The sequence below is a fragment of the Tepidamorphus sp. 3E244 genome, assembly GCF_046159835.1.
Classification (GTDB): Bacteria; Pseudomonadota; Alphaproteobacteria; order Rhizobiales; family Tepidamorphaceae; genus JACKJK01.
Window position 1 is genome coordinate 1600113 of the sequence record NZ_JBJXCY010000001.1, and the last position, 23191, is coordinate 1623303.

21 protein-coding genes are annotated in these 23191 nt (G+C 64.8%); 9 read left to right on the forward strand and 12 right to left on the reverse strand.

The genetic code is table 11. The features are described 5' to 3' along the window. The first annotated feature begins 95 nt into the window (after nucleotides 1–95). The 4 genes from ACKTEK_RS07600 to ACKTEK_RS07615 are packed head-to-tail and all read left to right on the forward strand — an operon-like array spanning nucleotide 96 to nucleotide 4423. A complete protein-coding gene (locus ACKTEK_RS07600) occupies nucleotides 96–851 on the forward strand; it encodes an N-acyl homoserine lactonase family protein (protein ID WP_409164910.1) in 756 nt (251 codons plus the stop codon). Between the two features lie 53 nt (nucleotides 852–904). Beyond that, complete coding sequence (locus ACKTEK_RS07605) at nucleotides 905–1660, forward strand: SDR family NAD(P)-dependent oxidoreductase (RefSeq protein ID WP_409164623.1); 756 nt, start codon at nucleotides 905–907, stop codon at nucleotides 1658–1660. 34 nt (nucleotides 1661–1694) lie between these two features. Next, the gene (locus ACKTEK_RS07610; protein WP_409164624.1) at nucleotides 1695–3251 is read left to right on the forward strand and encodes a class I adenylate-forming enzyme family protein; all 1557 of its coding nucleotides are present in this window, start codon (nucleotides 1695–1697) and stop codon (nucleotides 3249–3251) included. A gap of 38 nt (nucleotides 3252–3289) precedes the next feature. After that, complete coding sequence (locus tag ACKTEK_RS07615; protein WP_409164625.1) at nucleotides 3290–4423, forward strand: acyl-CoA dehydrogenase family protein; 1134 nt, start codon at nucleotides 3290–3292, stop codon at nucleotides 4421–4423. Nucleotides 4424–4439: 16 nt separating this feature from the next. On the opposite strand, the gene ACKTEK_RS07620 is transcribed toward ACKTEK_RS07615, so the two are convergent. From ACKTEK_RS07620 to ACKTEK_RS07630, 3 genes are read right to left on the reverse strand one after another with little or no spacing between them, the layout of a single operon-like run. Beyond that, entirely contained in the window at nucleotides 4440–5636 is a 1197-nt protein-coding gene (locus ACKTEK_RS07620; protein ID WP_409164626.1) for an amidohydrolase family protein, read from the reverse strand. An 8-nt stretch (nucleotides 5637–5644) separates the two neighbouring features. Beyond that, on the reverse strand, nucleotides 5645–6217 hold the full coding sequence (locus tag ACKTEK_RS07625; RefSeq protein ID WP_409164627.1) for an amino acid synthesis family protein: 573 nt from the start codon (nucleotides 6215–6217) through the stop codon (nucleotides 5645–5647). A 30-nt stretch (nucleotides 6218–6247) separates the two neighbouring features. Beyond that, on the reverse strand, nucleotides 6248–6838 hold the full coding sequence (locus ACKTEK_RS07630; RefSeq protein ID WP_409164628.1) for a MarR family winged helix-turn-helix transcriptional regulator: 591 nt from the start codon (nucleotides 6836–6838) through the stop codon (nucleotides 6248–6250). Nucleotides 6839–6990: 152 nt separating this feature from the next. Here ACKTEK_RS07630 and ACKTEK_RS07635 point away from each other — a divergent pair, with 152 nt between their 5' ends. Continuing rightward, nucleotides 6991–8463: a 4-hydroxyphenylacetate 3-hydroxylase family protein gene (locus tag ACKTEK_RS07635; protein WP_409164629.1), complete on the forward strand. Its 1473-nt coding sequence runs from the start codon at nucleotides 6991–6993 to the stop codon at nucleotides 8461–8463. Nucleotides 8464–8476: 13 nt separating this feature from the next. On the opposite strand, the gene ACKTEK_RS07640 is transcribed toward ACKTEK_RS07635, so the two are convergent. The 7 genes from ACKTEK_RS07640 to choW form a co-directional block, all read right to left on the reverse strand. Then, on the reverse strand, nucleotides 8477–10543 hold the full coding sequence (locus tag ACKTEK_RS07640) for a glycosyltransferase (RefSeq protein ID WP_409164630.1): 2067 nt from the start codon (nucleotides 10541–10543) through the stop codon (nucleotides 8477–8479). Then, nucleotides 10530–10835 (reverse strand): lipid-A-disaccharide synthase N-terminal domain-containing protein, encoded by a 306-nt coding sequence (locus tag ACKTEK_RS07645; protein ID WP_409164631.1) that lies wholly within the window; start codon nucleotides 10833–10835, stop codon nucleotides 10530–10532. The genes ACKTEK_RS07640 and ACKTEK_RS07645 overlap by 14 nt, the downstream gene beginning before the upstream one ends. Continuing rightward, nucleotides 10835–11566 carry a glycosyltransferase family 2 protein gene (locus tag ACKTEK_RS07650; RefSeq protein WP_409164632.1) on the reverse strand — a complete coding sequence of 244 codons (732 nt, stop codon included), beginning with the start codon at nucleotides 11564–11566 and terminating at the stop codon, nucleotides 10835–10837. The genes ACKTEK_RS07645 and ACKTEK_RS07650 overlap by 1 nt, the downstream gene beginning before the upstream one ends. A 91-nt stretch (nucleotides 11567–11657) precedes the next feature. After that, nucleotides 11658–12497: a phosphatase PAP2 family protein gene (locus tag ACKTEK_RS07655; protein ID WP_409164633.1), complete on the reverse strand. Its 840-nt coding sequence runs from the start codon at nucleotides 12495–12497 to the stop codon at nucleotides 11658–11660. Then, on the reverse strand, nucleotides 12494–14152 hold the full coding sequence (locus ACKTEK_RS07660; RefSeq protein ID WP_409164634.1) for an ArnT family glycosyltransferase: 1659 nt from the start codon (nucleotides 14150–14152) through the stop codon (nucleotides 12494–12496). The genes ACKTEK_RS07655 and ACKTEK_RS07660 overlap by 4 nt, the downstream gene beginning before the upstream one ends. 80 nt (nucleotides 14153–14232) lie before the next feature. After that, complete coding sequence (choV, locus tag ACKTEK_RS07665) at nucleotides 14233–15270, reverse strand: choline ABC transporter ATP-binding protein (RefSeq protein ID WP_409164635.1); 1038 nt, start codon at nucleotides 15268–15270, stop codon at nucleotides 14233–14235. Between the two features lie 2 nt (nucleotides 15271–15272). Continuing rightward, nucleotides 15273–16109, reverse strand: coding sequence for a choline ABC transporter permease subunit (gene choW, locus ACKTEK_RS07670; protein ID WP_409164636.1), 837 nt, complete (start codon nucleotides 16107–16109; stop codon nucleotides 15273–15275). 62 nt (nucleotides 16110–16171) lie between these two features. Between choW and ACKTEK_RS07675 the strand changes: the two genes are divergently transcribed. Continuing rightward, nucleotides 16172–16804, forward strand: a complete 633-nt coding sequence (locus ACKTEK_RS07675; protein WP_409164637.1) for a glutathione S-transferase family protein — start codon at nucleotides 16172–16174, stop codon at nucleotides 16802–16804. Between the two features lie 43 nt (nucleotides 16805–16847). On the opposite strand, the gene ACKTEK_RS07680 is transcribed toward ACKTEK_RS07675, so the two are convergent. Next, on the reverse strand, nucleotides 16848–17783 hold the full coding sequence (locus ACKTEK_RS07680) for a choline ABC transporter substrate-binding protein (RefSeq protein WP_409164638.1): 936 nt from the start codon (nucleotides 17781–17783) through the stop codon (nucleotides 16848–16850). Between the two features lie 188 nt (nucleotides 17784–17971). Here ACKTEK_RS07680 and betI point away from each other — a divergent pair, with 188 nt between their 5' ends. Genes betI through betB form a run of 3 tightly spaced genes read left to right on the forward strand, consistent with a single transcriptional unit; the run spans nucleotide 17972 to nucleotide 21707 of the window. After that, a complete protein-coding gene (gene betI, locus ACKTEK_RS07685) occupies nucleotides 17972–18556 on the forward strand; it encodes a transcriptional regulator BetI (RefSeq protein ID WP_409164639.1) in 585 nt (194 codons plus the stop codon). Continuing rightward, nucleotides 18556–20226: a choline dehydrogenase gene (gene betA, locus ACKTEK_RS07690; protein ID WP_409164640.1), complete on the forward strand. Its 1671-nt coding sequence runs from the start codon at nucleotides 18556–18558 to the stop codon at nucleotides 20224–20226. Before betI ends, betA begins: the two co-directional genes overlap by 1 nt. 5 nt (nucleotides 20227–20231) lie before the next feature. Next, on the forward strand, nucleotides 20232–21707 hold the full coding sequence (gene betB, locus ACKTEK_RS07695; RefSeq protein WP_409164641.1) for a betaine-aldehyde dehydrogenase: 1476 nt from the start codon (nucleotides 20232–20234) through the stop codon (nucleotides 21705–21707). A gap of 31 nt (nucleotides 21708–21738) precedes the next feature. Here the strand turns inward: betB and ACKTEK_RS07700 are convergent, their stop codons facing one another. Further along, nucleotides 21739–23007, reverse strand: coding sequence for an MFS transporter (locus tag ACKTEK_RS07700; RefSeq protein WP_409164642.1), 1269 nt, complete (start codon nucleotides 23005–23007; stop codon nucleotides 21739–21741). Nucleotides 23008–23191: the final 184 nt, after the last annotated feature.

Below are 23191 nucleotides of genomic sequence, written 5' to 3' on the forward strand. Positions count from 1 at the left end.
ACACGCTGGAGATGTTGACGATCCCCCCTTCACGACCATAACATAGTCAAGCTCTTACCTATCTACGAGCGGGAAGGACAGGCGACAGCGTGCAGATGCATTTCCTCGACGGCGGCCGGCTGCGCATGCGCAGAAAAATCTTCGTGCCGGGCGCGGAGAAGGACGAATCGATCGAGTTGCCTGTCATCTCGACACTGTTCCGGCATGGGCGCGGCAACGTGCTGTTCGACACGGGTTGCCACCCGAGCGTCAACACGGACGCGGAAGCGCGCTGGGGCGGAATGGCCAAGTTCATGACGCCCATCGCGCCGCCGAAGCAGGACGTGATCCACGCGCTGGACGAGGTCGGCCTCAAGCCCGAGGACATCGATATCGTCATCAACTCGCACCTGCACCCCGATCATTGCGGCTGCAACGAGTTCTTCACGCGCGCGCAGTTCTTCTGCCATGCCGACGAGGTCGTCGCCGCCAATGCCGATGGCGCGCAGAAGATGGGCTACATGAAGGCGGAATGGGAGCATCCCATGCGCCTCGACACCATCCACGACAGCCTCGACGTGATGGGCGATGGCCGCCTCGTGACGGTGAACTTGCCTGGCCACACACCCGGCCAAATCGGGCTTCACGCCGAGCTGGAGCGCGACGGCACCTTCTTCATCGTGTCGGACGCGGTCGCCCTGGAACGCAACCTCGACAACGACGAAGCCCCCTTGAACGCGTGGAACGCCGACCGGCTGCTCGGCACCTACGAGACGATCCGCGCGAGGCGCGACAAGGGCGCGACGATCATCTGCGGACATGACGATGAACAGTGGCAGCGCCTGCAAACCGGACAGCACGCCTACGCGTGACCCGGCAGGCAGCTGAGGCCAGACCAACGACAACAAGAGGCGAGACAGACGACATGGAAACGGGACTTCAAGGCAAGGTGGCGCTGGTCACGGGTGGCGGGCGCGATGTGGGGGCTGAAGTCTGCCGCATGCTGGCGCGGGACGGCGCGAAGATCGCCGTCAACTACCACTCCTCCAGCGCGGAGGCCGAAGCCCTGGTCGACGAGATCAAGAAGGTCGGTGGCGAAGCAATCGCGATCAAGGCCGACATTTCCGACTACGACGCGGTCGACGCGATGGTCGCCAAGGTCGTCGATACGTTTGGCAGCATCGATATCCTCGTGAACAACGCCGGCTACGTGAAGTACCAGCGCTTCGTGGAATCGACGCCTGCGGACTGGAAGAAGCAGATCGACGTCTGCCTGTACGGCGCGCTGAACTGTTCCCATGCCGCGGCAAAGCGCATGGTCGATCAGAAGAACGGCCGCATCATCAACGTGGTCGGTGACAGCTCGCGTATCGGCGAGGCCAACATCTCGCTGGCCGCGACCGCGCGCGGCGGCACCATTGCGCTCGGCAAATCCATGGCCAGAGAGCTTGGGCGCTTCGACATCACCGTCAACACCGTGTCGCTCGGGCTTGTGCGCTCCGGCCACCAGGACCCGGAATTCCTGACCAAGAACATGGACCGGATCCTCAAGGCCTACCCGATGAAGCGCATCGGCGAGGCCGGCGACGTCGCTCCCATGATCACCTTCCTCGCGTCTGAGGGCGCGTCGTGGGTGACGGGCCAGGTCATCAGCGTCAACGGCGGCTTCAGCATGGTCTGATGCCGCACGAACGGCGCAGGGAGGAATTGAAAACATGATCAGGACAGAACTGATCGCCCCGATCTCGGAACTGCTGGAACGGCAGGCCAAGCGCTTTCCCGACAAGGTCGCGTTTTCGGATGCGCGCCGCGAGATCACCTACGGCGAACTGAACGAGGCAACGCGCAACCTCGCGACCCAGCTGCGCGCCAATGGCCTGAAGGATGGCGGCTCTGTCGCAATCTGGCTGCCCAACTGCGTGGAATGGGCGATCATCTGCCTCGCGGCGGTGCGCGCACGCGGCAAGGCGGTGCCCGTCAGCTATGACGCCAAGCTGGGCGAGGTCTCCTACCGGCTGAAGGATTCCGAAAGCGTCGTCATCGTCACGCGGGACGAACGCGTCGGCGAGTTCGCGCAACTCGATGCCAACGGCCCCGTCGTTCCCAAGACCCGCGTTTTGCTGGGCGATGCGGGCGACAACGGTCTCGACTTCAACGCGCTGTGCGACAAGCCGACAGACGGCATCGAACTGGAGCCCGACGATATCGATGTCTGCTCCTACATCGTCTACACCTCCGGCACGACCGGCCAGCCGAAAGGCGTGATGCTGTCGTCACGTGCCATGCTGTGGGCGACGGCTGGGTGCTGGGCACCGATCCTCGGCTATGGCGAAAACGACCGCGTCCTCTCCCCGCTGCCGATGTTCCACGTCTTCTCGCTGTCCATCGCGGTGCTGAGCCCGGTCGCGACCGGTGCCTCCGTGCACGTCATGGACCGTTTCTCGGTCCACACCTGCATCGACCTGCTGAAGACCGGCAAGTTCAACTTCGTGCCCGCCGTGCCGACGATGTTCCACTACATCCTGCTGGAAGGCGGCAAGTACGGGAAGGACCTGTTCAAGAGCATCCGGCTGTGCACATCCGCGGGCGCCATCATGCCGGCTTCGCTGAACAAGCAGTTCGAGGAGACCTTCGGGGTCGAACTGATCGACGGCTACGGCATCACCGAAATGTCGACCATGGTGACGATGAACTGGCCGGAGACGACGCGCACCTACGGCTCGTGCGGACTTCCGGTCACCGGCCTTGCGGTCCGCATCATCAACCCGTCGACGGGAATAGATGTCGACTTCGGCGAGGAAGGCGAACTCATCTGTCGCGGGCCGACGCTGATGATGGGCTACAACAACAAGCCCGAGGAGAGCGGCAAGGTGCTGCGGCGCGGCTGGTATCACACCGGCGACCTTGCGCGCTCCGACAAGCACGGCTTCCTGACCATCACCGGACGGCTGAAGGAAATCATCATCCGAGGCGGGCAGAACATTGCGCCTGCCGAGGTCGAGGAAACCATCGTCGAGATGGACGAGGTCGAGGATTGTGCCGTTGTCGGCGTGCCGCACGAAACGCTCGGCGAAGTGCCCGACGCGTTCATCGTCGCAGCACCCGGAAAGAGCGTCGATGCCGATGCCGTGAAGGCCTACTGCGCGAACAAGCTCTCCAGCTACAAGGTGCCGGCGACCGTACACGTCATCGAGCAGATCCCGCGCACCGGGTCGGGCAAGATCATGCGCTTCAAGCTGCGCGAACAGGTGGAGAAGGCGCAGGGCAAGTAGCGCTTCGCCCTCCCCGCCCCAATCACAGGACGCGCGACATGATCTTCGATGAAAACGCGAAGATGATCCGCGAGGTGGCGCGAAAGTTCGCGCAAGCGGAACTGGCGCCGGGTGCAGCCGAACGCGACAGCACCATGCGGTTTCCGCTGAAGGAGTTGAAGCAGCTCGGCGAACTGGGTCTGCTCGGCATCGTCGTGCCCGAGAAACTGGGCGGCGTCGGCGCGACCTACACGGCCCTGACTGCGGCAGTCGAGGAAGTGTCTCGGGCCGATGCGTCCATCGGCGTCGTCATGTCGACCCACCATTCGCTGGCCTGCATGCCGATCGTCAATCACGGCACGCCCGAGCAGCAGGCCAGGTATCTGCCAAAGCTGCTGTCCGGCGAGATCATCGGCGCTATCGCGATCACCGAGACGCAGGCAGGCTCCAACGCGGCCGACATCCGCACCCGCGCCGAGCGCAAGGGCGACAATTACGTTCTCACCGGCCGAAAGCAGCTGATCACCGGCGGCGCGTTTGCCGGTCTTGCCGTGCTGCTGGCGACCACGAACCCCGATGCGGGTCCGCGCGGCATCACCTGCTTCCTCGTTCCGACCGATGCGCCGGGCTTCTCCGTCGGAAAGGTGGAGGAGAAACTCGGCATCAACTCATCCGGCACGGCGGAACTGGTGCTCGACGGCGTCGAACTGGGAGCGGATCATGTGCTGGGCAAGCCGGGCGAAGGCTACAAGATCATCCTTGCGGCGCTTGCCCGCAGCCGTCTCGGCATCGCCGCGCAGGCGGTCGGCATCGCGCAGGCCGCGCTCGATCACGCAACGGCTTACGCGAAGGAGCGCACGTCCTTCGGCAAGCCGATCATCGAGCATCAAGCCGTGGGGTTTCGTCTTGCCTCAATGGCAACCGAGATCGAAGCCGCAAGGCAATTGACCTTCCACGCAGCCGCCCTTCTGGACGCGGGCAAACCCTTCCAGAAGGAATCCTCGATGGCAAAACTCTTTGCCGGGGAGATGGCCGAACGGGTCTGCAGCCAGGGGATCCAGGTGCTCGGCGGATACGGGTACCTGAAGGACTATCCGCTGGAGCGGCTCTACCGCGATGCGCGCATCTGCCAGATCTACGAGGGCACCGGAGATATCCAGCGCATGGTCATCGCCCGGATGCTGGCGGCCTGACCGCGCCTACTGATTGCTAGTGCGCGGCGCCGGAGAAGTCGTTCATCACGCGGCTCTGCGCCACGCGGATGGACTTGATCGCCGCAGGGGTGTTGCGGCTGCGGCCGACAAAACGCGGCACGCCCGCTGTCACCACAGCGCCGACGGCTGGAATGTCGCCATTTGCGATGGCGCTGATGGCATCGGATTTCGACCCGCCCGCGCAGGCATCGAGAAGGATCACGTCCGCTGCCTTGCCCTTCGCGAGAAGGCCGGTATCGAGGCCGTAGACCTTGGCATTGTTGCCGGTTGCCGTCGCGATGGCGATCTCCGGCTCCATGCCGCCGAGCGCGCACAAATGTGTGATGGTGTAGAGCATCCCGAGCGGCATGATGCCGCTGCCGGTCGGCGTGTCGGTCGCCGTCAACAAGCGGTCGAGACGTCCGGCCTTCTTCAGCAGATCCGCCACCAGCAGCGTCGTGCGCAGGTTGCCCGCCGTGCAGATTTGCAGTGCGATCTCGCTTTCATCGACGAGGCGCGGGAAATCTTCGTCCGGTATCGCGACCGGTCCGCCGTTCACGTGGAATGAGACGTGCGGGTCCGCCTCAAGCACGTGTTTTGCCCAGATGCCCGATGAGCCGGGAATGGAGGAACCGCCGGTGTGCATGGTCGTGACCATGCCGTGGCGCCGTGCCATCTGGACATAGGGCGCGTATTCAATTGGATTGTCGAACGCACCGAACCCGGCCTTGGCGAGCCAGACGCCCTTGGCCGCGAGTTCTGCGAAGTCATCGTCCGTCAGCCCGGGTTCGAGGATGACCGAACCGGCATGAACGCGCATGCCACCGGGGCGGTATTCGGCGAAGCAGCGTTGCGCCGCGACCGCAAGAGCCTTCACGCCCTCGACGTCCTTCGGGCGGCCCGGCACATGGACCTCGGATGCTGTGATCGAGGTTGTGACCCCGCCATGCAGGTAGCTTTCGAGAAAGCCGACCGTGCGCTGGCGCGGCGTGTAGTCGCCAAAGGTGATGTGGACGTGGGAATCGATCAGGCCGGGCGCCGCTGTCGCGCCGCCGGCATCGATCACCACATCGCAGGCCTCAATCTCGCCTGCCGACGCCGTGCCAACCGAAACGATCACGCCTTCGTCCATGACGATGCTGTCGCCGGAAGTGGCGGGCGCTTCAAGATCGCCGCTGACTATGTGCCCGATATTGACGATGCCTGTGCGCATGACAGCCCTCAGCCAAGCTTCGACATGGCGTCGCCATGGGTCATGCCGCCGACGCGCGCATTGATGCGGCCACGGCTGGCGACGCAGAAGATGATGGCGATTTCATCCGGCAGCGGCGCGCCGGGCAGCATCATCGACATGCCGTCATAGTGCGAGCGGACGTAAACGTCGTGCTTGTGGTTCATCGGGATGTCGATGGGCGTTCCGGGCGCTGCGACCTTCGTCATGGACGAAATCCAGGCGTTGCCGCCGCCGATGGCGTCGCGGAACGGGTTGGCGAAGGCCGTGGTCAGCAGGGCGTTGGCGTGTTCCTGCTCGCCGTTCAGGCCGACAATGCCGCCCTTCCCGTAGCTCTGGACTTCTTCGTCGCCAATTGCGCCGGGAATGCGCTGCGCCATGCGCTCGCCAAGCGGCACGCTGGCCGCGATCATTTCCGACAGGTCCGCGACATACTTGCCCGGATAGGGGTTCTCGACGACGGTCACGATTGCCGCCTTGCGCAGGCGCGGCGATGCGGGCTGGCCGCAATCCTCCAGCATGTCGTCAATCAGTGTGAATTCGCGGCGAATCTTCAAGTCCATTTGCGTCCCCCTCCTCTGCCGTGTCGTGGTTCAGTTGCCCGACCGGCTGAGATATTTCTGCAAGGCAACGGCCTGCCCGCTGCTATCGACGAGCTTGCGCACCAGCCCCAGCAGCGTCTCGAACTCGTCCCGGTCGAGGCTGCCGAATTCAACGTCGTTCACCTGTGTCTGAACCGGCGCGAGCTTTTCCAGCAGTGCGTGGCCATCGTCGGTGATCTCCAGCGTGACACGGCGGGCATCCGCCTTGTCCGATGTCTTGCGAACCAGCCCCGCACCATTCAGCCGGTTCGTCACCGTGGTGATGAAGGCGCCCGACAGGTGCAGGTGATCGGCGACCGTCTTCACGTTGACGTCGCCGTAATGCCCGAGATGCGCAATGGAGATCAGCACCGTGTACTCGATGCCACGCAGGCCGATGTAGTGGCCGTGGCCCGCGCGAATCTCGTCATGCCGTGCGAACAGCGCGAACAGTTCATGGACCAGTTCGCGGAAGCGCTGGTCGCTGTCACCGTCGAGCAGTTGCGGGCGCGAGACGGTGAGCGGCAACCGGCGTGCGGACGCTGAAGCCGTTTTGGGCTTCTTGGGCCGGGTCTTTGCCTTGCCGGTTTCGACGTCGCTCATGCCACATCCTCGTATCTGACTTGTCCATCATTGGTACCAATCAATAGCCTCCTTGAAAAGCTTCTTCTGTTAGGTAAATATGCTTGGCAATAATCTTGGTTGGCCCAAGCGGCGCGGTGCAGCGCCGGAACGAAGGCACGGAGGACGCATCCATGAGCGAGACACGCACCGGCGCAGAGCACATCAAGTCGCTGCAGGACGGGCGCACGGTCTATCTCGACGGCAAGCAGATCGAAGACGTCACTACGCATCCCGCGTTCCGCAACGCGGTGCATTCGGCGGCTTCGTTCTATGATTTCCAGAGCCAGCCGGAGAATATCGAGCTGATGACGTTCGCGCCGAATGGCGGGAACCGGCGCGTCAGCCGCGCCTGGCAGCGTTCGCGCAACTACGAGGAACTCGTCCAGCGCCGCAAGGCACTGCAGCAGCTTGCGCGGCTGTCCTACGGGTTCATGGGCCGCTCGCCGGACCATGTCGCCTCTGCCGTGACCGGGCAGATCATGGGGATCGACGTCTTCGAGGCCTACGACGAAAAGCGCGCGAAGGCCTACATGGACTACTACCACTACGCCAGCCGCGAGGACCTGTTCCTCACCTACGTCATCATCAATCCGCAGGCGAACCGCTCCAAGGACTGGGGCGAGCAGGACGCCGAACTCGTCGCAAAGATCGTCGACGAGGATTCAACCGGTATCACCATTCGCGGCGCAAAGATGCTCGGCACCAGCTCGATCATGGCCAACGAGGTGTTCGTCGCAAACCTCCAGCCGCTCAAGCCCGGCGAGGAAGATCTGGCCTTCTCCTGCGCCGTGCCGATGAACGCCAAGGGCCTGCAGGTGCTGTCGCGCAAGTCCTACGAGGCGTCCGCCGTCTCGACCTTCGACAACCCGCTGTCGTCACGCTACGACGAGAACGACGCACTGATGTATTTCGAGGACGTGAAGGTGCCGTGGGACCGCGTCTTCGTGCACCGCAACGTGGACATGTGCCGCAAGCAGTTCCACGACACGCCGGGCCACATTTTCCAGAATTACCAGGCGCAGATCCGGCTCTCGATCAAGCTCAAGTTCCTGATCGGCATGGCCCGCAAGCTGGCCGACACGATCGGCACCACGGCCATCCCCTCAGTCATGGAGCAGCTTGGCCACCTCGCCGCCCAGGCCAACATGATCGACGCGATGCTGGCGGGCATGGAAGCCAGCGGCACCATGCGCGGCGACTACTACCTGCCGAACAAGTCGCACATCTATTCAGCCCAGGTGCTGAGCCAGGAACTGTACCCGAAAATCGTCGAGAAGATCCGCGAACTGGCCGGCGGCTCGCTCATCATGCTGCCGTCCTCGGTCGACGATTTTGCCAATGCCGACCTCGCCCGCATCATCCGCACCACGCAGAGTTCGCCGGTGGCGTCACCCGATGACCGCACCAAGTTCATGAAGGCGTGTTGGGATGCCATCGGTTCGGAATTCGGCTCGCGCCACACCCAGTACGAGATGTTCTATGCCGGCGCGCAGTTCGTGACCCGTGGCCACAGCTTCCGCACCTATGACTGGGACAGCGCGACCGCCATGGTCGATGACCTGATGTCGGGCTACGACATGAACGGACCCGTCGCCGCGAATTGAGCGATCTGCGACCCTAGAGGCCAAGCCCCCGGCGCACCGCGTGAGCGAGCGCCTCGGGGCCAAAGGCCCGCGTGGCAGTCTCGTGCGCATTGTCGGTAAGCGTGCGGAAGCGCGCTTCATCGCCCCACAGGGCTGCGACGGCCTGCGCGAAATCCGCGTCGCTGTCGGCCTTGATGTAGTCGTGGCCGGGTTCCAGTCCGAGGCCCTCGACCGCCAGCGCCGTCGCGATGACGGGCACCCGCCACGCCATGGCTTCCAGCACTTTCAGGCGCGTCCCGCCGCCAAGCGTCAGCGGGATGAGCGTCACGTCGCTCGCAGCCAGCAGGTCGGCGGCATTTGGCGGATCACCGATCACGTCGACGCCGTCCATTTCGCCGAGCGCACGCACGTGGCGATGCGGGTTACGGCCCGCAACCGTCAGGCGCGCATTCGGCAGCAGGTCACGGATCAACGGGAACGTGCGATGCGCGAGCCTGTCCGCCGCCTGCATGTTCGGCTGGTAGTTGAGATGGCCGAAATAGAGCAGGTTCGGCCCCTCGCCGTGCCTTGGTCCGACGTCGCGGGCCGGCGGAATCTCATCGGCACGTGGTATGCCGTTCGGCACCACGTCGATAGGCCGCGCCACCCGGTGCGCCTCGTAGATTCGCACGGCGTCTTCCGGCGAGCAGACCCAGACACGGTCCGCCAGCTGGATCGTGGCGCGCTCGTCTGCCTCCACCTGTCGAAGTTCGCGACCGATCATTCGGCGCAGGGACCGACGCCGCGCGTTGCTCAGCTTTCGGCGCAATACGGATTCGACATCCGGGAAATCCGCGACCAGCAGCGGCACGTGGGGCCGCAGCACACGGGCGAAATCCAGCAGGTGGACCCCGGTTGTCACCAGCACATCCGGTTTGAGATGTTCCACGAGCTTCACGGCATCGTCGGGCGCTCCGAGGCGACCACCGCCTGTCAGCGAGATCACCTCGACGCCTTCAGGCGGTTCGGCAACACCAGCCAGCGGCTCGACGCTTGCCAGCATCACCGGCCCGAGCCGAGCCAGCGCCTGCGCCTTCTGGCTGTGCCGCAGGTCAGCACCGGATACCGGCGGCCAGGCCGGGTCCTGCGAGAGGATGAGCGTGCGAACCGGTTCGCCGGGTGCGGCAGCGGAAGGAACGGATGCCGATGATTTGGCGAGCGACGCGCGAAGCTGGTAGCGGCGCGTGCGTAGGTCTCGTGCATAGAACGGATCGGCGACCGCGAGACGCAGCATGTCGCGGGCTTCCGCAAAGCGCCCCTGTTGCACAAATGATCGCCCCATGCCGCGCGCGATCCATGCCTTGCGCCGCGAGATGATCGCCTTGGAGACGCCAAGCCGCAGCAGCGGCGCGTACCCCCGCGCAAAGGCGAGATACGACTCGCGTGCCGGTGGAAGCGTCTGGCGCAACACGGCGCGGGCCTGGTTGCGCTCATAGACCAGCACCGGCTGATCGATGCCAACCGGATCGCAATGCCCGATGGCTTCCGCCCAGAAGCACGTGTCCTCGTCGATCATCATCCTGTCGCGAAACCGGACCTTCGAGAGCAGGTCGCGGTGCACCAGCGCGCTGCCCATGGCGATCGGGACGGTCCCGTCAACCAGGTAGCGGTCGCGGTTTGCGGCACGGTCCGGCGTGAAGCCGGACGGGAACCGGCGCTTCTCGTCCCGGTCGACGCCGTGCTCGAGATAGGCCCCGAAGGCGAACCCTGCTTGCGGATTCCCGGCCAATGCAGCGTGCAGAGCACGCAGGCCCTCGGCGACGACGAGATCATCGGCATCAAGGAAAAAGACGTGCGCAAACCGCGCCATGTCCGCCCCGACATTACGTGCCTTGCCCTGCCCCGAAGGCGCGATGCGCTGGAGGACAACGGGAAGTCCGAGCCGTTGCGCGACGTCGACAGCGATTTCGCCGGTGCCGTCGCACGAGGCATCGTCCACCACGATGATTTCGCCGATGATATCGGCTGCTGGCTGAAGCGAACGGAGGGTGCGGGCGATGGTCGCGCGGGCGTCGCGCGCGGGGATGACGACGCTGATCAGCGGCGGATCATTCGGCGCCAAGCGGGCCGTCCTTCGCAAGTCTGCGCTCGCGCAGGATGAAATAGATGTTGCGAGAGTAGATCAGCAGTCCTGCTGCCTGGCCCGTGATGAAGACCGGGTCCTGCTTGTAGATCGCGTAGGCCAGAAGCGTGGCGCCACCGGCGACGGAAAAGATCCAGAACGCATGCGGGATGATGCTCTTGCGCGCCTTCTCGCTGGCGATCCATTGCACCAGGAAGCGTCCGGAAAAGAGCGCCTGACCGACGAAGCCGATGGCAAGCCAGATCTTGTCTGCGCCGATTGCTGCGAACATCACGATTTGTCCTTCAGGTTCAACGGGTGCGAGGCACGCCTGCGGATCAGCCACCAGACGCCGAACAGATCAAGCAGGCCGGCGCGCAACCTGTCCAGCACGCCGTAGTTCGATGCGCCGTGGCGGCGCGGCCGGTCGCGCACATCGTGGTGCGCCACCTTCCAGCCATCGCCGGCAAACAGCGCCGGCAGGTAACGGTGCAGCCCCTTGAAATAGGGCAGCTCGGCGAAGGCCGCGCGGCGGAATACCTTCAGCCCGCAGCCGGTATCGCGCGTTCCGTCCTGCAGGATCGCGCCGCGCACCTTGTTGGCGATGCGCGACTGGAACTGCTTGAAGGGCGTGTCCTTGCGGCCCGTGCGCTGGCCCGCGACGATGCCGATGGACGGATCGTCAAGCTTCGCCATCATCTGCGGAATGAAGGCCGGGTCGTTCTGGCCATCACCGTCGAGCGTCGCGATTAGCGTGCCGCGCGCGGCCCTGACGCCGCTCCACAGCCCTGCGCTTTGCCCGCACGAGCGATGATGGCGCAACGAGCGCACCCGCGCGTCGCTGTCAGCAAGCTCGGCCAGCACCTGTGCCGTTGCATCGTCGGAGCCATCGTCCACCACGATGACCTCGAAGGCCTGGCCTTCGAGCGCAGCGACGATTTCAGCGACGAGGTCCGGCAGATTACCGGCTTCGTTCTTTGCGGGTATGACGACCGAAAGCTCGGGGATGACCTGTTGGTTCATGGAGACGGGACCGGACATGATCTTGCGGCACGGAACGCCGCCGCGAAGGCGGCATAGCCCTCGCAGCGATCCAAGTCAAAACCGAAGCGGATCAAGCGGTTCCCGGACGGCGCAGCACACGGTAGCCGCGCGGGCGCAATTTTCCGTCCACAATGTTGAAGACGTGGCGGCGGCGCGCGCACCACAACGCCACCCAGTATGCCCCGGCCATGCCGAGGATCGCTCCGAGCATCACGTCGGTGAAGTAGTGTCGGTCGCCTGCCATGCGCCCCACCGCGACAATCGCGGCATAGGGAAACATCACGAACCGCGTCTTCGGGAACAGCAAGCCGAACGCGGTGGCCAGCGCGAAGGCGTTGCAGGCATCTCCCGACGGCAGGCTGGCGTAGGAGAAACCGCCCAGAGGCTGGAAATCCCAGTAGCCGGTCTGGGGGGACATGAACGGGCGCGCGCGACCGATGATCTGCTTCAAGGCTGCTGCCATGCCGCCCGGCGCGGCGATGGCGAAGAACAGGAATCCGAAGGTCGAGGCCAACTGCGCGATCTGGACGCGACGCCGTTCAACGACCGTGACAAGCGACGTCAGCATCAACAACAGTGCGACGCTGCCGGTGACGTAGAGCGGCATGTTTGCCTTGCCGATCCACGCCCACTCAAGCAGGCGGACCTTCGATTGCGCATCTATGCCGGAGAACAGCCCGAAGAAGAGCGGATCGAGGAAGACGAAGCTCAGTCCACTCGCGACAACGAGGACAACAAATGCACCGCCAAGCCCAAGCCCGCCAAACTTCGGCACAGCCGTGCCGACCACCTCCGGCGGGACGCGGTGGCGGAAGAAGCGCCAGAACCATCGCACGAACGCGTTCCACACGCGGCCGGCGACACCGTCGCGGTCTGCACCCGCATGCAGGACGTCTGTCCGCTCGCTCACTGAGGGACGCTCCGAAACAGTACGATTCTCACGATACGGCCGTTCCCGATATTGAAGCCGTCCACGACGCCGAGTTCCTCGACCTTCACGTCCGCGGCGATGGCCGCGGTGCGAAAAGCCGGGACATACCTGCCTTCGATTGCCGCCGCATGACAACCCGGCGCAGCAATATGCCGCACGGCTTCATCGGGGCTCGCCCAGCGGGTTTCGGTTCCCGCGAGAAAGACAAGGCTGGCCTCCTCGTAGCCAGTCGCCACGAGCCGGATAGGCTCACACGGCATGGCAAAGGATGCCATCTCGACAATGCGTTCAGAGACCTTCGGCATCTGCATGCGGGCCAACGCGCCTTCATAGATCGACACGTAGAAGAACGGTGCGGCCAAGGCCGTCAGGATCACCACGTCGCGGATGCGTTCGCCCCATGCCGCGCGGACAGCGAATACCCCGATAACGAGTGAGACGAGCGATGCAGCGATGGCCAGCAGCGGCAAGGTGCCTTCAGCGAAGATGTACAGGCCGATGGCAACGGCCGGCCCGTAGATCAGCGCGGCTGCGCCCAGCGCCGCCAGCAGGCGCGTCCACCAGCGCCCGGTGAGGAGCCCGCCCGACATGATGGCGGCGGCTGCCAGCAGCGCCATCGCCGGATAAATCGGCAGCACGTAGTGCGGCAGCTTCGTCGCCACGAGTTCAAAGACGGTCCAGGACGGAACGATCCAGCACAGCAGGAAGGTGACCGGCGGCGTCGCGTTGTTTTTCCAGATCCACCCAAGCGCCAGCAGGAACGGCGCAGCCATGGGCCAGGACGTGACGAGGAAGGCGGCGACATAGGTTCCGGGCGGTGCGCCGTGGGATTCCTGCCCTGTCGCGACTTTGCCGAGCAGGTCCTGCCCCAGCGCCATTCGCAGGAACTGTCCGTCCGACACGATGTTGATGGCGATCAGCCACGGCGCGACAACCGCGACGAGGACTGCAATGCCAGAAACCGGACGGATGGGCTTCAGCCAGTCGAGGGACCGGCGCGTCAGCGAGCGGGCGAGCGCGGCCAGCCCAACGACCATCAGCCAGATTGGCCCCTTGACCATGATGCCCAGCGCGGCTGCGCCCCAGAAGATGACGGGTAGCCGGGTTGGAACGCCGCCGCCACGCCACTGGTCGAGACGCGCCAGTACGCCCATGGACGCAATGATCGTCGCGGTCAGCACCGCGTCGGTCTTGGCAAGCCGCGCCTCGACGCCAAGCAGGAGGATCATTGCCATGAGCATCGCTCCGAGGACGCTGGTGCGCGCGTCGAACAGGCCCAGCCCGGCCCAGTACGTCAGCAGCACGATCGCTACAGCGCCCAGCAACGAGGGTACCCGATATGCCCAGATCGGGGCATCCGCGCCCTGCCCGCTTGCAAAAACCGCTGCCGCCTGCATCCAGTGGATGCCCGCCGGCTTCTTGTAGCGCGGCTCATCCTGCAGGCGGATGTCGATGAAGTCGCCGGTTTCCACCATCTGTTTGGTGGCTTGGGCAAACCGCGCTTCGTCGCGGTCCATTGGCTGCAAGGTGAAGAAGCCCGGCAGCGAGCAGGCGAGCGTCAGCCCCACGAGAAACAGCACGGCGCGCACCGGCGTACGCGTCGCCGCGTCATAAGCCTGAACGATGAACTGCACCCTGGCCAACCCCTGCCGGTCACCGCGCGCCCCCGCGCCCGGTCGATTCCGCCCTTCTATGACAGGTTTGCTTCCCCGCGTCAGGCCAGCGCCTGCACCAACGCGGCCCGGTCGATTTCACCCAGCACGGCACCGTTCTCGGTCACCGCGATGGCGCCCTCGCTCTGCCCCGCCAGCGCAAACGCCTCGCGCAGCGTTGCATCGGCCCCGATCGACGGCCCGGCATCTGCCGACCGTCCGTTCGCTGCTGGGCGCATGACATCGCGCGCGCGAAGCACGCTCAGCGGGTTCATGTGGGCGACGAAGTCCGCGACGTAGTCATCCGCCGGTTTGAGGATGATCTCCTGTGGCGTGCCGATCTGCACGATGCGCCCGCCTTCCATGATCGCGATGCGCGAGCCGAGCTTCACGGCCTCATCAAGGTCGTGGCTGACGAAGACGATGGTGCGGTTGAGGCTGCGCTGAAGGTCGAGCAACTCGTCCTGCAGGCGGTTGCGGATCAGCGGATCGAGGGCCGAGAACGGCTCATCCATGAGCAGGATCGGCGCGTCGGTCGCAAAGGCGCGGGCCAGCCCGACGCGCTGCTGCATGCCGCCGGAAAGTTCATGCACCTTGCGCTCGCCCCAGGCTTGCAGGTTCACCAACTCTAGCTGCGTTTGCGCCTGTTCACGGCGCTTGGCTTCGGGAACGCCCGCCAGTTCCAGCCCGAAGGCGACATTTTCCAGAACTGTGCGCCAAGGCAGCAGGCCGAATTGCTGGAACACCATGGACACGCATTCGCGACGCAGCTTGCGCAGATCGGCCGCGTTGCAGGCCGCCGGATCGCACGACCAGTCCCCGTCACGGACGATGACGTTGCCGCGCACGACCGGGTTCAACCCGTTGACGGCGCGCAGCAGGGTGGATTTGCCGGAACCGGACAGCCCCATCAGCACGACGATTTCGCCCTCGCCCACATCGAGCGAACAATCGTGGACGCCGAGCACCTGCCCCGTCGCTTCCTGGATGTCCTCGCGGGTCTTGCCCTCATCCATCAGCGGCAGCGCCGCTTGCGGCTTGTTGCCGAAGACGATGGAGACATTGTCGAAGCTGACGACGGGTTTGGAGATATCGCTCATGGTCATGCCCCGTCCTTCGCGCGGAAGAGCCGGTCGAGCAGGATCGCGAGGATGACGATCACGAAGCCCGCCTCGAACCCCAGCGCAGTGTTGACCGAGTTCAGCGCGCGCACGACCGGCACGCCGAGACCGTCGGCCCCGACAAGTGCGGCGATCACCACCATGGAGAGCGACAGCATGATCGTCTGCGTCAACCCGGCCATGATCTGTGGCAGCGCGTAGGGCAGTTCGACCTTCCAAAGAAGCTGGCTGCCCGTCGCGCCAAACGCTTCGCCCGCTTCGATCAGCGATTTCGGCGTCGAGGAGATACCAAGATGCGTCAGACGGATCGGCGCAGGGACGACGAAGATCGTCGTCGCGATCAGACCCGGCACCATGCCGATGCCGAAGAAGACGATGGCCGGGATCAGGTATACGAAGGTCGGCAATGTCTGCATCAGGTCCAGGATCGGCCGCAGCACCGCGTAGAGTTTTGGCCGGTGTGCTGCCGCGATGCCGACGGGCACACCGACTGCCATGCACACGACACAGGCTGAGAGTACAAGCGTCAGCGTCTCGGTCGTCTCTTCCCAGTAGCCCTGGTTGATGATGAAGAGAAAGCAGGCGACGGTGAGCGCAACCGCCGAGAGCGAGCGGCGCAGCAACCATGCGAGACCGGCGAAGGCACCGACGATGACCAACGGGTGCGGGGTCTGGAGAACCCACAGGAACGCGTCGATCATCAGTTCCAGCGCGTTGGCGAGACCATCGAAGAACCACGCGGCATTGTCGATCAGCCACTCGACCACGTCGCGCGACCATCGCCCGATCGGAATCTTGTTGTCCGTCAGCCAGTCCATCCGGTACCCCCTGCCCAGCTTCGCGCCATATCCCACCCCAGGCCCCTCACCCGGAGATTTCCATGAGCGATCTCGTTTTCTACACCAATCCCATGTCGCGCGGTCGCATCGTCCGCTGGATGCTCGAGGAACTCGGCGAGTCCTACGAGACCAGAATCGTCACCTACGGCGCGGAGATGAAGGGCACCGGCTATCTCGCCATCAACCCGATGGGCAAGGTGCCGGCGGTGGTCCACAAGGACGCCGTCATCACCGAATGCGCCGCCATCTGCGCCTATCTTGCCGACGCGTTTCCCGATGCAAAGCTTGCGCCTGCCCCCGGAAGCCTTGAGCGCGCGCCCTATTACCGCTGGCTGTTCTTCGCCGCAGGCCCAATCGAACAGGCCGTGACCATGAACGCACTGGAATTCGAGGTCCCGCCGGAGAAACAAGGCACTGTCGGCTTCGGCAGCATGGACACGCTGCTCCAGACGTTGGAAGACCGGCTGAAACAGAGCGACTACATCGCCGGCGATGAATTCACTGCAGCCGACGTCTATGTCGGCGCGCAGATCGGCTGGGGGATGCAGTTCGGCACCATCGAGAAGCGCCCGGCCTTCGAGACCTATTTCGGCCGTCTGGCGAGCCGCGATGCTGCGAAACGCGCCGCCGAGATCGACGACAAGCTGACCGCCGAGATGCAGGCCGCATCCTGACGCGAAAAGACCGCTGCGGAGTTGCCGCAGCGGTCCTTGTTCATCACAGCCCGAGTTCTTCCTTCACCGCGGCCATCGCGTCGCCACCGTCCTTGGTGGTCACGCCGTCCAGCCACTTGGCCAGGATGTCCGGGTTTTCCTTGAGCCAGGCTTCGGCAGCCTTGTTCGGGTCCTCGTTGTCGTTGAGGATCGCGCCCATGATCTCGTTCTCCATTTCCAGCGTGAAGACGAGATTGTTGAGGAACTTGCCGACATTCTCGCATTCGTCGACGTAGCCTGCGCGGGTGTTGGTGTAGACCGTCGCGCCGCCGAAGTTGGGGCCGAAATATTCGTCGCCACCAGAGAGATAGGTCAGGTCGAAATTGGCGTTCATCGGGTGCGGTGCCCAGCCGAGGAAGACGATCGGCTCTTCCTTCTTCGCTGCGCGCGCGACCTGCGCAAGCATGCCCTGCTCCGAGGATTCCGCGACCTCGAAGCCTTCCAGGTCGAAGGCGTTCTTGGAAATCATGTCGAGGATCAGGCGGTTGCCGTCATTGCCCGGCTCGATGCCGTAGATCTTGCCTTCCAGCTCGTCCTTGAACTTGGCGATGTCGGCGAAATCCTTCAGGCCCTTCTCGGCGGCATAGGACGGCACGGCAAGCGTGTACTTCGCGCCTTCCAGGTTCACGCCGACGCTGTCGACGGTGCCCTTGTCGAGATAGGGGCGGATATCGGCTTCCATGGTCGGCATCCAGTTGCCGAGGAAAACGTCAATGTCCTTCTTCTCCATGGATGCGTAGGTGACCGGCACGGAGAGGACCTTTACGTCCGTCTCGTAGCCGAGCGCATCGAGCACCGTGGTCGTGGCGGCGGTCGTCGCGGTGATGTCCGTCCAGCCGACATCGGAGAAGCGCACCGTGTCGCAGGACTGGGCCGAAGCCTGCCCCGCGGCGAGCACGAGCGCGGCGGCGGCCAGCGCGGATTTGAACTGGAATTTCATGACTGTCTCCCTTCAAGACCGCAGGATGCGGTCGCAATTCGAAATGCAGAAGTTCCCTTGGAAAGCACGGAACTGACGCCCGTTGCGCGAGAGACAAGCACCAATGGCAAACCGGTGCAACATTTATATTGATTGATCAGTCAATCAAAAATAGGTTGCGCCGACATGCGAACCCGGAGTGCGTCGCGATGCCCAAGCTCGGCATGGAGCCAATTCGCCGCCAGGCGCTGATCGACGCGGCCATCGCCACCATCGGCGAGCGCGGATCGCTGGACGTGACCGTGAGCCAGATCGCGCGCCGCGCCGGCGTCTCGTCCGCTCTGGCGCACCACTATTTCGGCAACAAGGAAGCGCTCATCATCGCGACAATGCGGCACCTGCTGCAGGAATTGTCGCGCGGCGTCCGGCAGGAACTGGCGCGCGCAAGCGACCCGCGCGAACGCATATCGGCCATCGTGCGCGCCAATTTTGCAGCCGAGCAGTTCGCGCCCTCGACCGTCGCCGCGTGGCTCGTCTTCTACGTGCTGGCGCAGGAATCGCCCGAGGCGCGGCGGCTGTGGCGGGTCTACTCGCGCCGCCTTGCCAGCAACCTGCGCCACGCCCTGCGCGCGCTGACGAACGACGCGCACGCCGCCCACATCGCGGCAGGCACCGCGGCACTGGTCGACGGTCTCTATATCCGCAGCGCGCTTGGCCAGTCCGGCGGTGATGCCAGCGACGAGATCCGCATCGTCGAGGATTATGTCGACCTGCAACTGAAGAAGGCGCACTGATGAGCACCCGTTCCGCCGATTTCGTCATCATCGGCGCCGGCAGCGCCGGTTGTGCCATGGCCGCGCGCCTGAGCGAGGACGGCAGGCACACCGTGCTGGTGCTCGAACACGGCGGCACGGATGCCGGCCCCTTCATCCAGATGCCGGCCGCCCTCTCCTACCCGATGAACATGTCGCGTTACGACTGGGGCTATGTCAGCGAACCGGAACCCGGTCTTGCCGGACGCCGCCTCGTGACGCCGCGAGGCAAGGTCGTCGGCGGCTCGTCCTCCATCAACGGCATGGTCTTCGTGCGCGGCCACGCAAAGGACTTCGACCACTGGCGCGAACAGGGCGCGGACGGCTGGGGCTTTGCCGACGTGCTTCCCTACTTCAAGCGCATGGAAACCTGGAACGAGCGCGGCCACGGCGGTGACCCGGACTGGCGCGGCAAGGACGGTCCGCTGCATGTCACGCGCGGGCGCATGTGGAGCCCGTTGTTCAAGGCGTTCATCGAAGCCGGCAAGCAGGCTGGCTACCCCGTCTCGGGAGACTACAACGGCGAGCAGCAGGAAGGCTTCGCGCCGATGGAAATGACGGTGAAGGACGGCGTGCGCTGGTCCGCCTTCAGCGCCTACCTTAAGCCTGCCCTGAAGCGCCCGAACTGCGAGCTGCTGCGCTGCCTCGCGCGCCGCATCGTCATCGAGAACGGCAAGGCCGTCGGCGTCGAAATCTCGCGCGGCGGCAGCATCGAGACGGTCCGCGCCAACCGTGAGGTCATCATCGCAGCCTCGTCCATCAACTCGCCCGCGATCCTCAAGCGATCCGGCATCGGCCCGGCGGCGGAACTGAAATCCCACGGCATCGACGTGATGGCCGACAGGCCCGGCGTCGGCGAAAACCTGCAAGACCACCTGGAACTCTATCTCCAGAAGGAGTGCCTGCAGCCGATCACGCTCTACAAGCATCTGAACTGGATTTCCAAGCTCGCCATCGGTGCGCAATGGCTGTTCCTGAAACAGGGCCACGGCACCACCAACCATTTCGAGGCGGCGGGCTTCATCCGCTCTGCAGCGGGCGTCGAATATCCGGATATCCAGTACCACTTCCTGCCCGTCGCCATCCGCTACGACGGCAAATCACCGGCCAAGGCGCACGGCTTCCAGGTTCATGTCGGGCCGATGCGCTCCAAGTCGCGCGGCAACGTCACCTTGCGCTCCGCCGACCCAGAGGACGCGCCCGTCATCCGCTTCAACTACATGAGCCACGAGGACGACTGGCGCGACTTCCGCACCTGCATCCGCCTGACGCGCGAAATCTTCGAGCAGGATGCGTTGGAGCCATATGCGGGCCGCGAGATCACGCCGGGCGCCGACGTCACCAGCGACGAGGCGCTGGACGCCCACATCGCCGAGCACGCCGAAAGCGCCTACCACCCTTGCGGCACCTGCCGGATGGGCCGCGCCGACGACATAAACGCGGTCGTCGACCCGCAGTGCCGCGTCATCGGCGTTGAGAACCTTCGGCTGGCGGACAGCTCGATCTTCCCACGCATCACCAACGGCAACCTGAACGGCCCCTCCATCATGGTGGGCGAGAAGGCCGCCGACCACATTCTCGGCAAGGAGCCGCTGCCAGCGGACAATGCCGAACCCTGGATCAACCCCAACTGGCGCACCAGCCAGAGGTGAGTTTCATGCGCGCACAGCCCAAAGCCTCGCACTTCATCGGCGGGGAGTATGTTGACGACACCGCCGGTGCGGCTTTCGAGAGCATCTATTCCGCCACCGGAGAGGTGATCGCGAAGCTGCATTCGGCGACCCCCGCCATCATCGAGCGCGCGGTCGAAGCCGCCCGCGCGGCGCAAATCCAGTGGGCGCAGCTTTCCGGCGCGGAGCGCGGGCGCGTGCTGCGGCGCGCCGCCGACATCATGCGGCAGAAAAACCGTGAGCTGTCTGAACTCGAAACCCTCGACACCGGCAAGCCGCTACAGGAAACGCTGGTGGCCGACGCCGCATCGGGCGCGGACTGCCTGGAATATTTCGGCTGCATGGCGGCCGATATCGGCGGCAGCCAGATGGACCTCGGCGCGTCCGCCAACGGATCGTTCTTCTACACCCGCCGCGAGCCGCTCGGCGTTTGTGCCGGCATCGGCGCTTGGAACTACCCCGTGCAGATCGCCTCCTGGAAGGCAGCGCCCGCGCTCGCCTGCGGCAACGCGATGATCTTCAAGCCCTCGGAGACGACGCCGCTCACCGCGCTGAAGCTTGCCGAAATCCTCATGGAAGCCGGCGCGCCCGCCGGCCTGTTCAACGTGGTGCAGGGCATGGGCGATGTTGGCGCGGCGCTGTCGTCCCACGCCGGCATCGCCAAGGTCTCCGTCACAGGCTCGGTGCCGACCGGGGTCAAGGTCATGTCGGGCGCGGCCGAAACGCTGAAAAAAGTCACGCTGGAGCTTGGCGGCAAGTCGCCGCTCATCGTCTTCTCCGATGCCGACATCACCAACGCCGTCTCGGCGGCCATGCTCGGCAACTTCTATTCCACCGGCCAGATCTGCTCCAACGGCACCCGCGTCTTCGTGCACCGCGACGTGCTGGACGCCTTCCTGGTGGAAGTGTCGCGCCGCGCGGCCAAGATCACCCTCGGCGACCCGCTGGACGAGGCAACCCAGATGGGACCACTCGTCTCGGGCACGCAATACGACAAGGTCCTCGCCTACATGGAACAGGGCAAGGCGGAGGGCGCGCGGCTCGTCACCGGCGGCGAGGCCGCCCATGTCCGCGCCCTGCCCCACGGGTACTTCGTGCAGCCGACGGTCTTCGCCGACGTCACCGACGAGATGACAATCGCGCGCGAGGAAATCTTCGGACCCGTGATGTGCGTGCTGACCTTCGACGACGAGGCCGAGGTGCTGGAACGCGCCAATGCCACGCAGTTCGGGCTGGCCGCCGGCGTCTTCACCCGCGACATCGCCCGCGCCCACCGCGTCATCGCGGGGCTGAAGGCCGGAACCTGCTGGATCAACACCTACAACCTCACCCCGGTCGAAATGCCCTTCGGCGGCTCCAAGCGCTCCGGAATCGGGCGGGAAAATTCCCGCGCCGCGCTGGAGCACTACAGCGAGCTGAAGTCGGTCTACGTGGAGATGGGGGACGTGGACAGCCCGTATTGAGGCTGCCGCTTCGAATAGTATCCAGCCAGCCCTACTCGTCGCCCGCCCCGGCATCCGTTTCGGATTCGGTCTGTTCCGCGGCCCACACGCCCGCGGCCTCCACCGTGTATGGCGAGGCTGTCGGCAGCACGCCGAGATAGGACTCGGTGTCGGCGGCGGCGGGTGCCGGGCGCTGCGTCATGCGATACAGCGCGTAAAGCCCCAGCGCCGCGAAAGTCACCCCGAGCACGATCCAGAACGCGAACGGGCCGACGCTTTCCATCGCCCAGCCGACGAGCAGCGGGCCCATGATCGCACCCATCCCGAAGGTGAAGACCAGCCCGCCGGAGGCGGCCGGCATTTCATCCGTCGACAGGAAGTCGTTGGTATAGGCCAGCAGCAGCGCGTAGAGCGGCGCGGTCACCCCGCCGGCGATGAAGGCCGCCGCCATCAGCGGCCACAAGCCGTCGCCGGCCACCCAGCCAAGCGCACAGGCCACCAGCCCGATCGTGGACGCGCCGAAGATCAGCCTGCGGCGGTCCATCCGGTCGGACAGCCAGCCGATGGGGAATTGCAGCACCAGCGCACCGGCAAACAGCATGGCGACGAACAGCGCGATCTGCGCCGGAGGCAGGCCGATCTGCGCGCCGAACACCGCACCCATGCCGAGCTGGATCGCATAGGTGCCGCCCAGCACGAAGACGCCGACGGTGCCGAGCGGCGAGTTCTCGAACAGCTTTCGGATGGACATGGGCGGCGCGACCTCGATGGCCGGCGCCGGGCTGACGGACAGCAGGATCGGCGCAAACGACACCGACACGAGGATCGACGCCCCGATGAACAGCGCGGAGTTTGCCGCGTCACCGAGCGTCAGCAGGCCCTGCGCGCCGATCAGCCCCAGCGTCTGCGCGATCATGTAGGCCGACAGCACCTTGCCGCGCGTCTCGTTGGTGGCGGAGTTGTTGAGCCAGCTTTCCGACGCGACGTAGATGCCGGACATGCAGAAGCCCACCAGCAGGCGGAATATCGTCCAGGCCCAGGGTTCGGTCACCAGCGGAAACGCGATCAGCCCCGCCGACATGAAGCTGCCGAGCGCCGCGAAGACGCGCACATGACCGACGCGCCGGATCATCACCGGGGCCAGCCGCGCACCGGACAGGAAGCCCGCGAAATATCCCGACGCAACCACGGCGAGCGAAGCAGCGGAAAACCCCTCGAGATCGCCGCGCAGGCCGATCAGCGTGGAGTGCATGCCGTTGCCCAGCATGATGAGCACGATACCGAGAAGCAGCGCCCAGACGCTGTACAGGACCTGAAACATGGTGGTTTTTAGCACGCTCTTGCGGCTGAGTTTAGCTGAGGAGTGCTGAAATAGCTCTGATGCTCCGCAAGATCAAAATCCTAAACGACCAACGAGTGAACCCGCCGGTTCATAGCATAAAGACTGGCCAAATTCGCGACGCTTCCAAACGCAGCCCCAAGACGAGTCCCAAGGCTTTGCAATC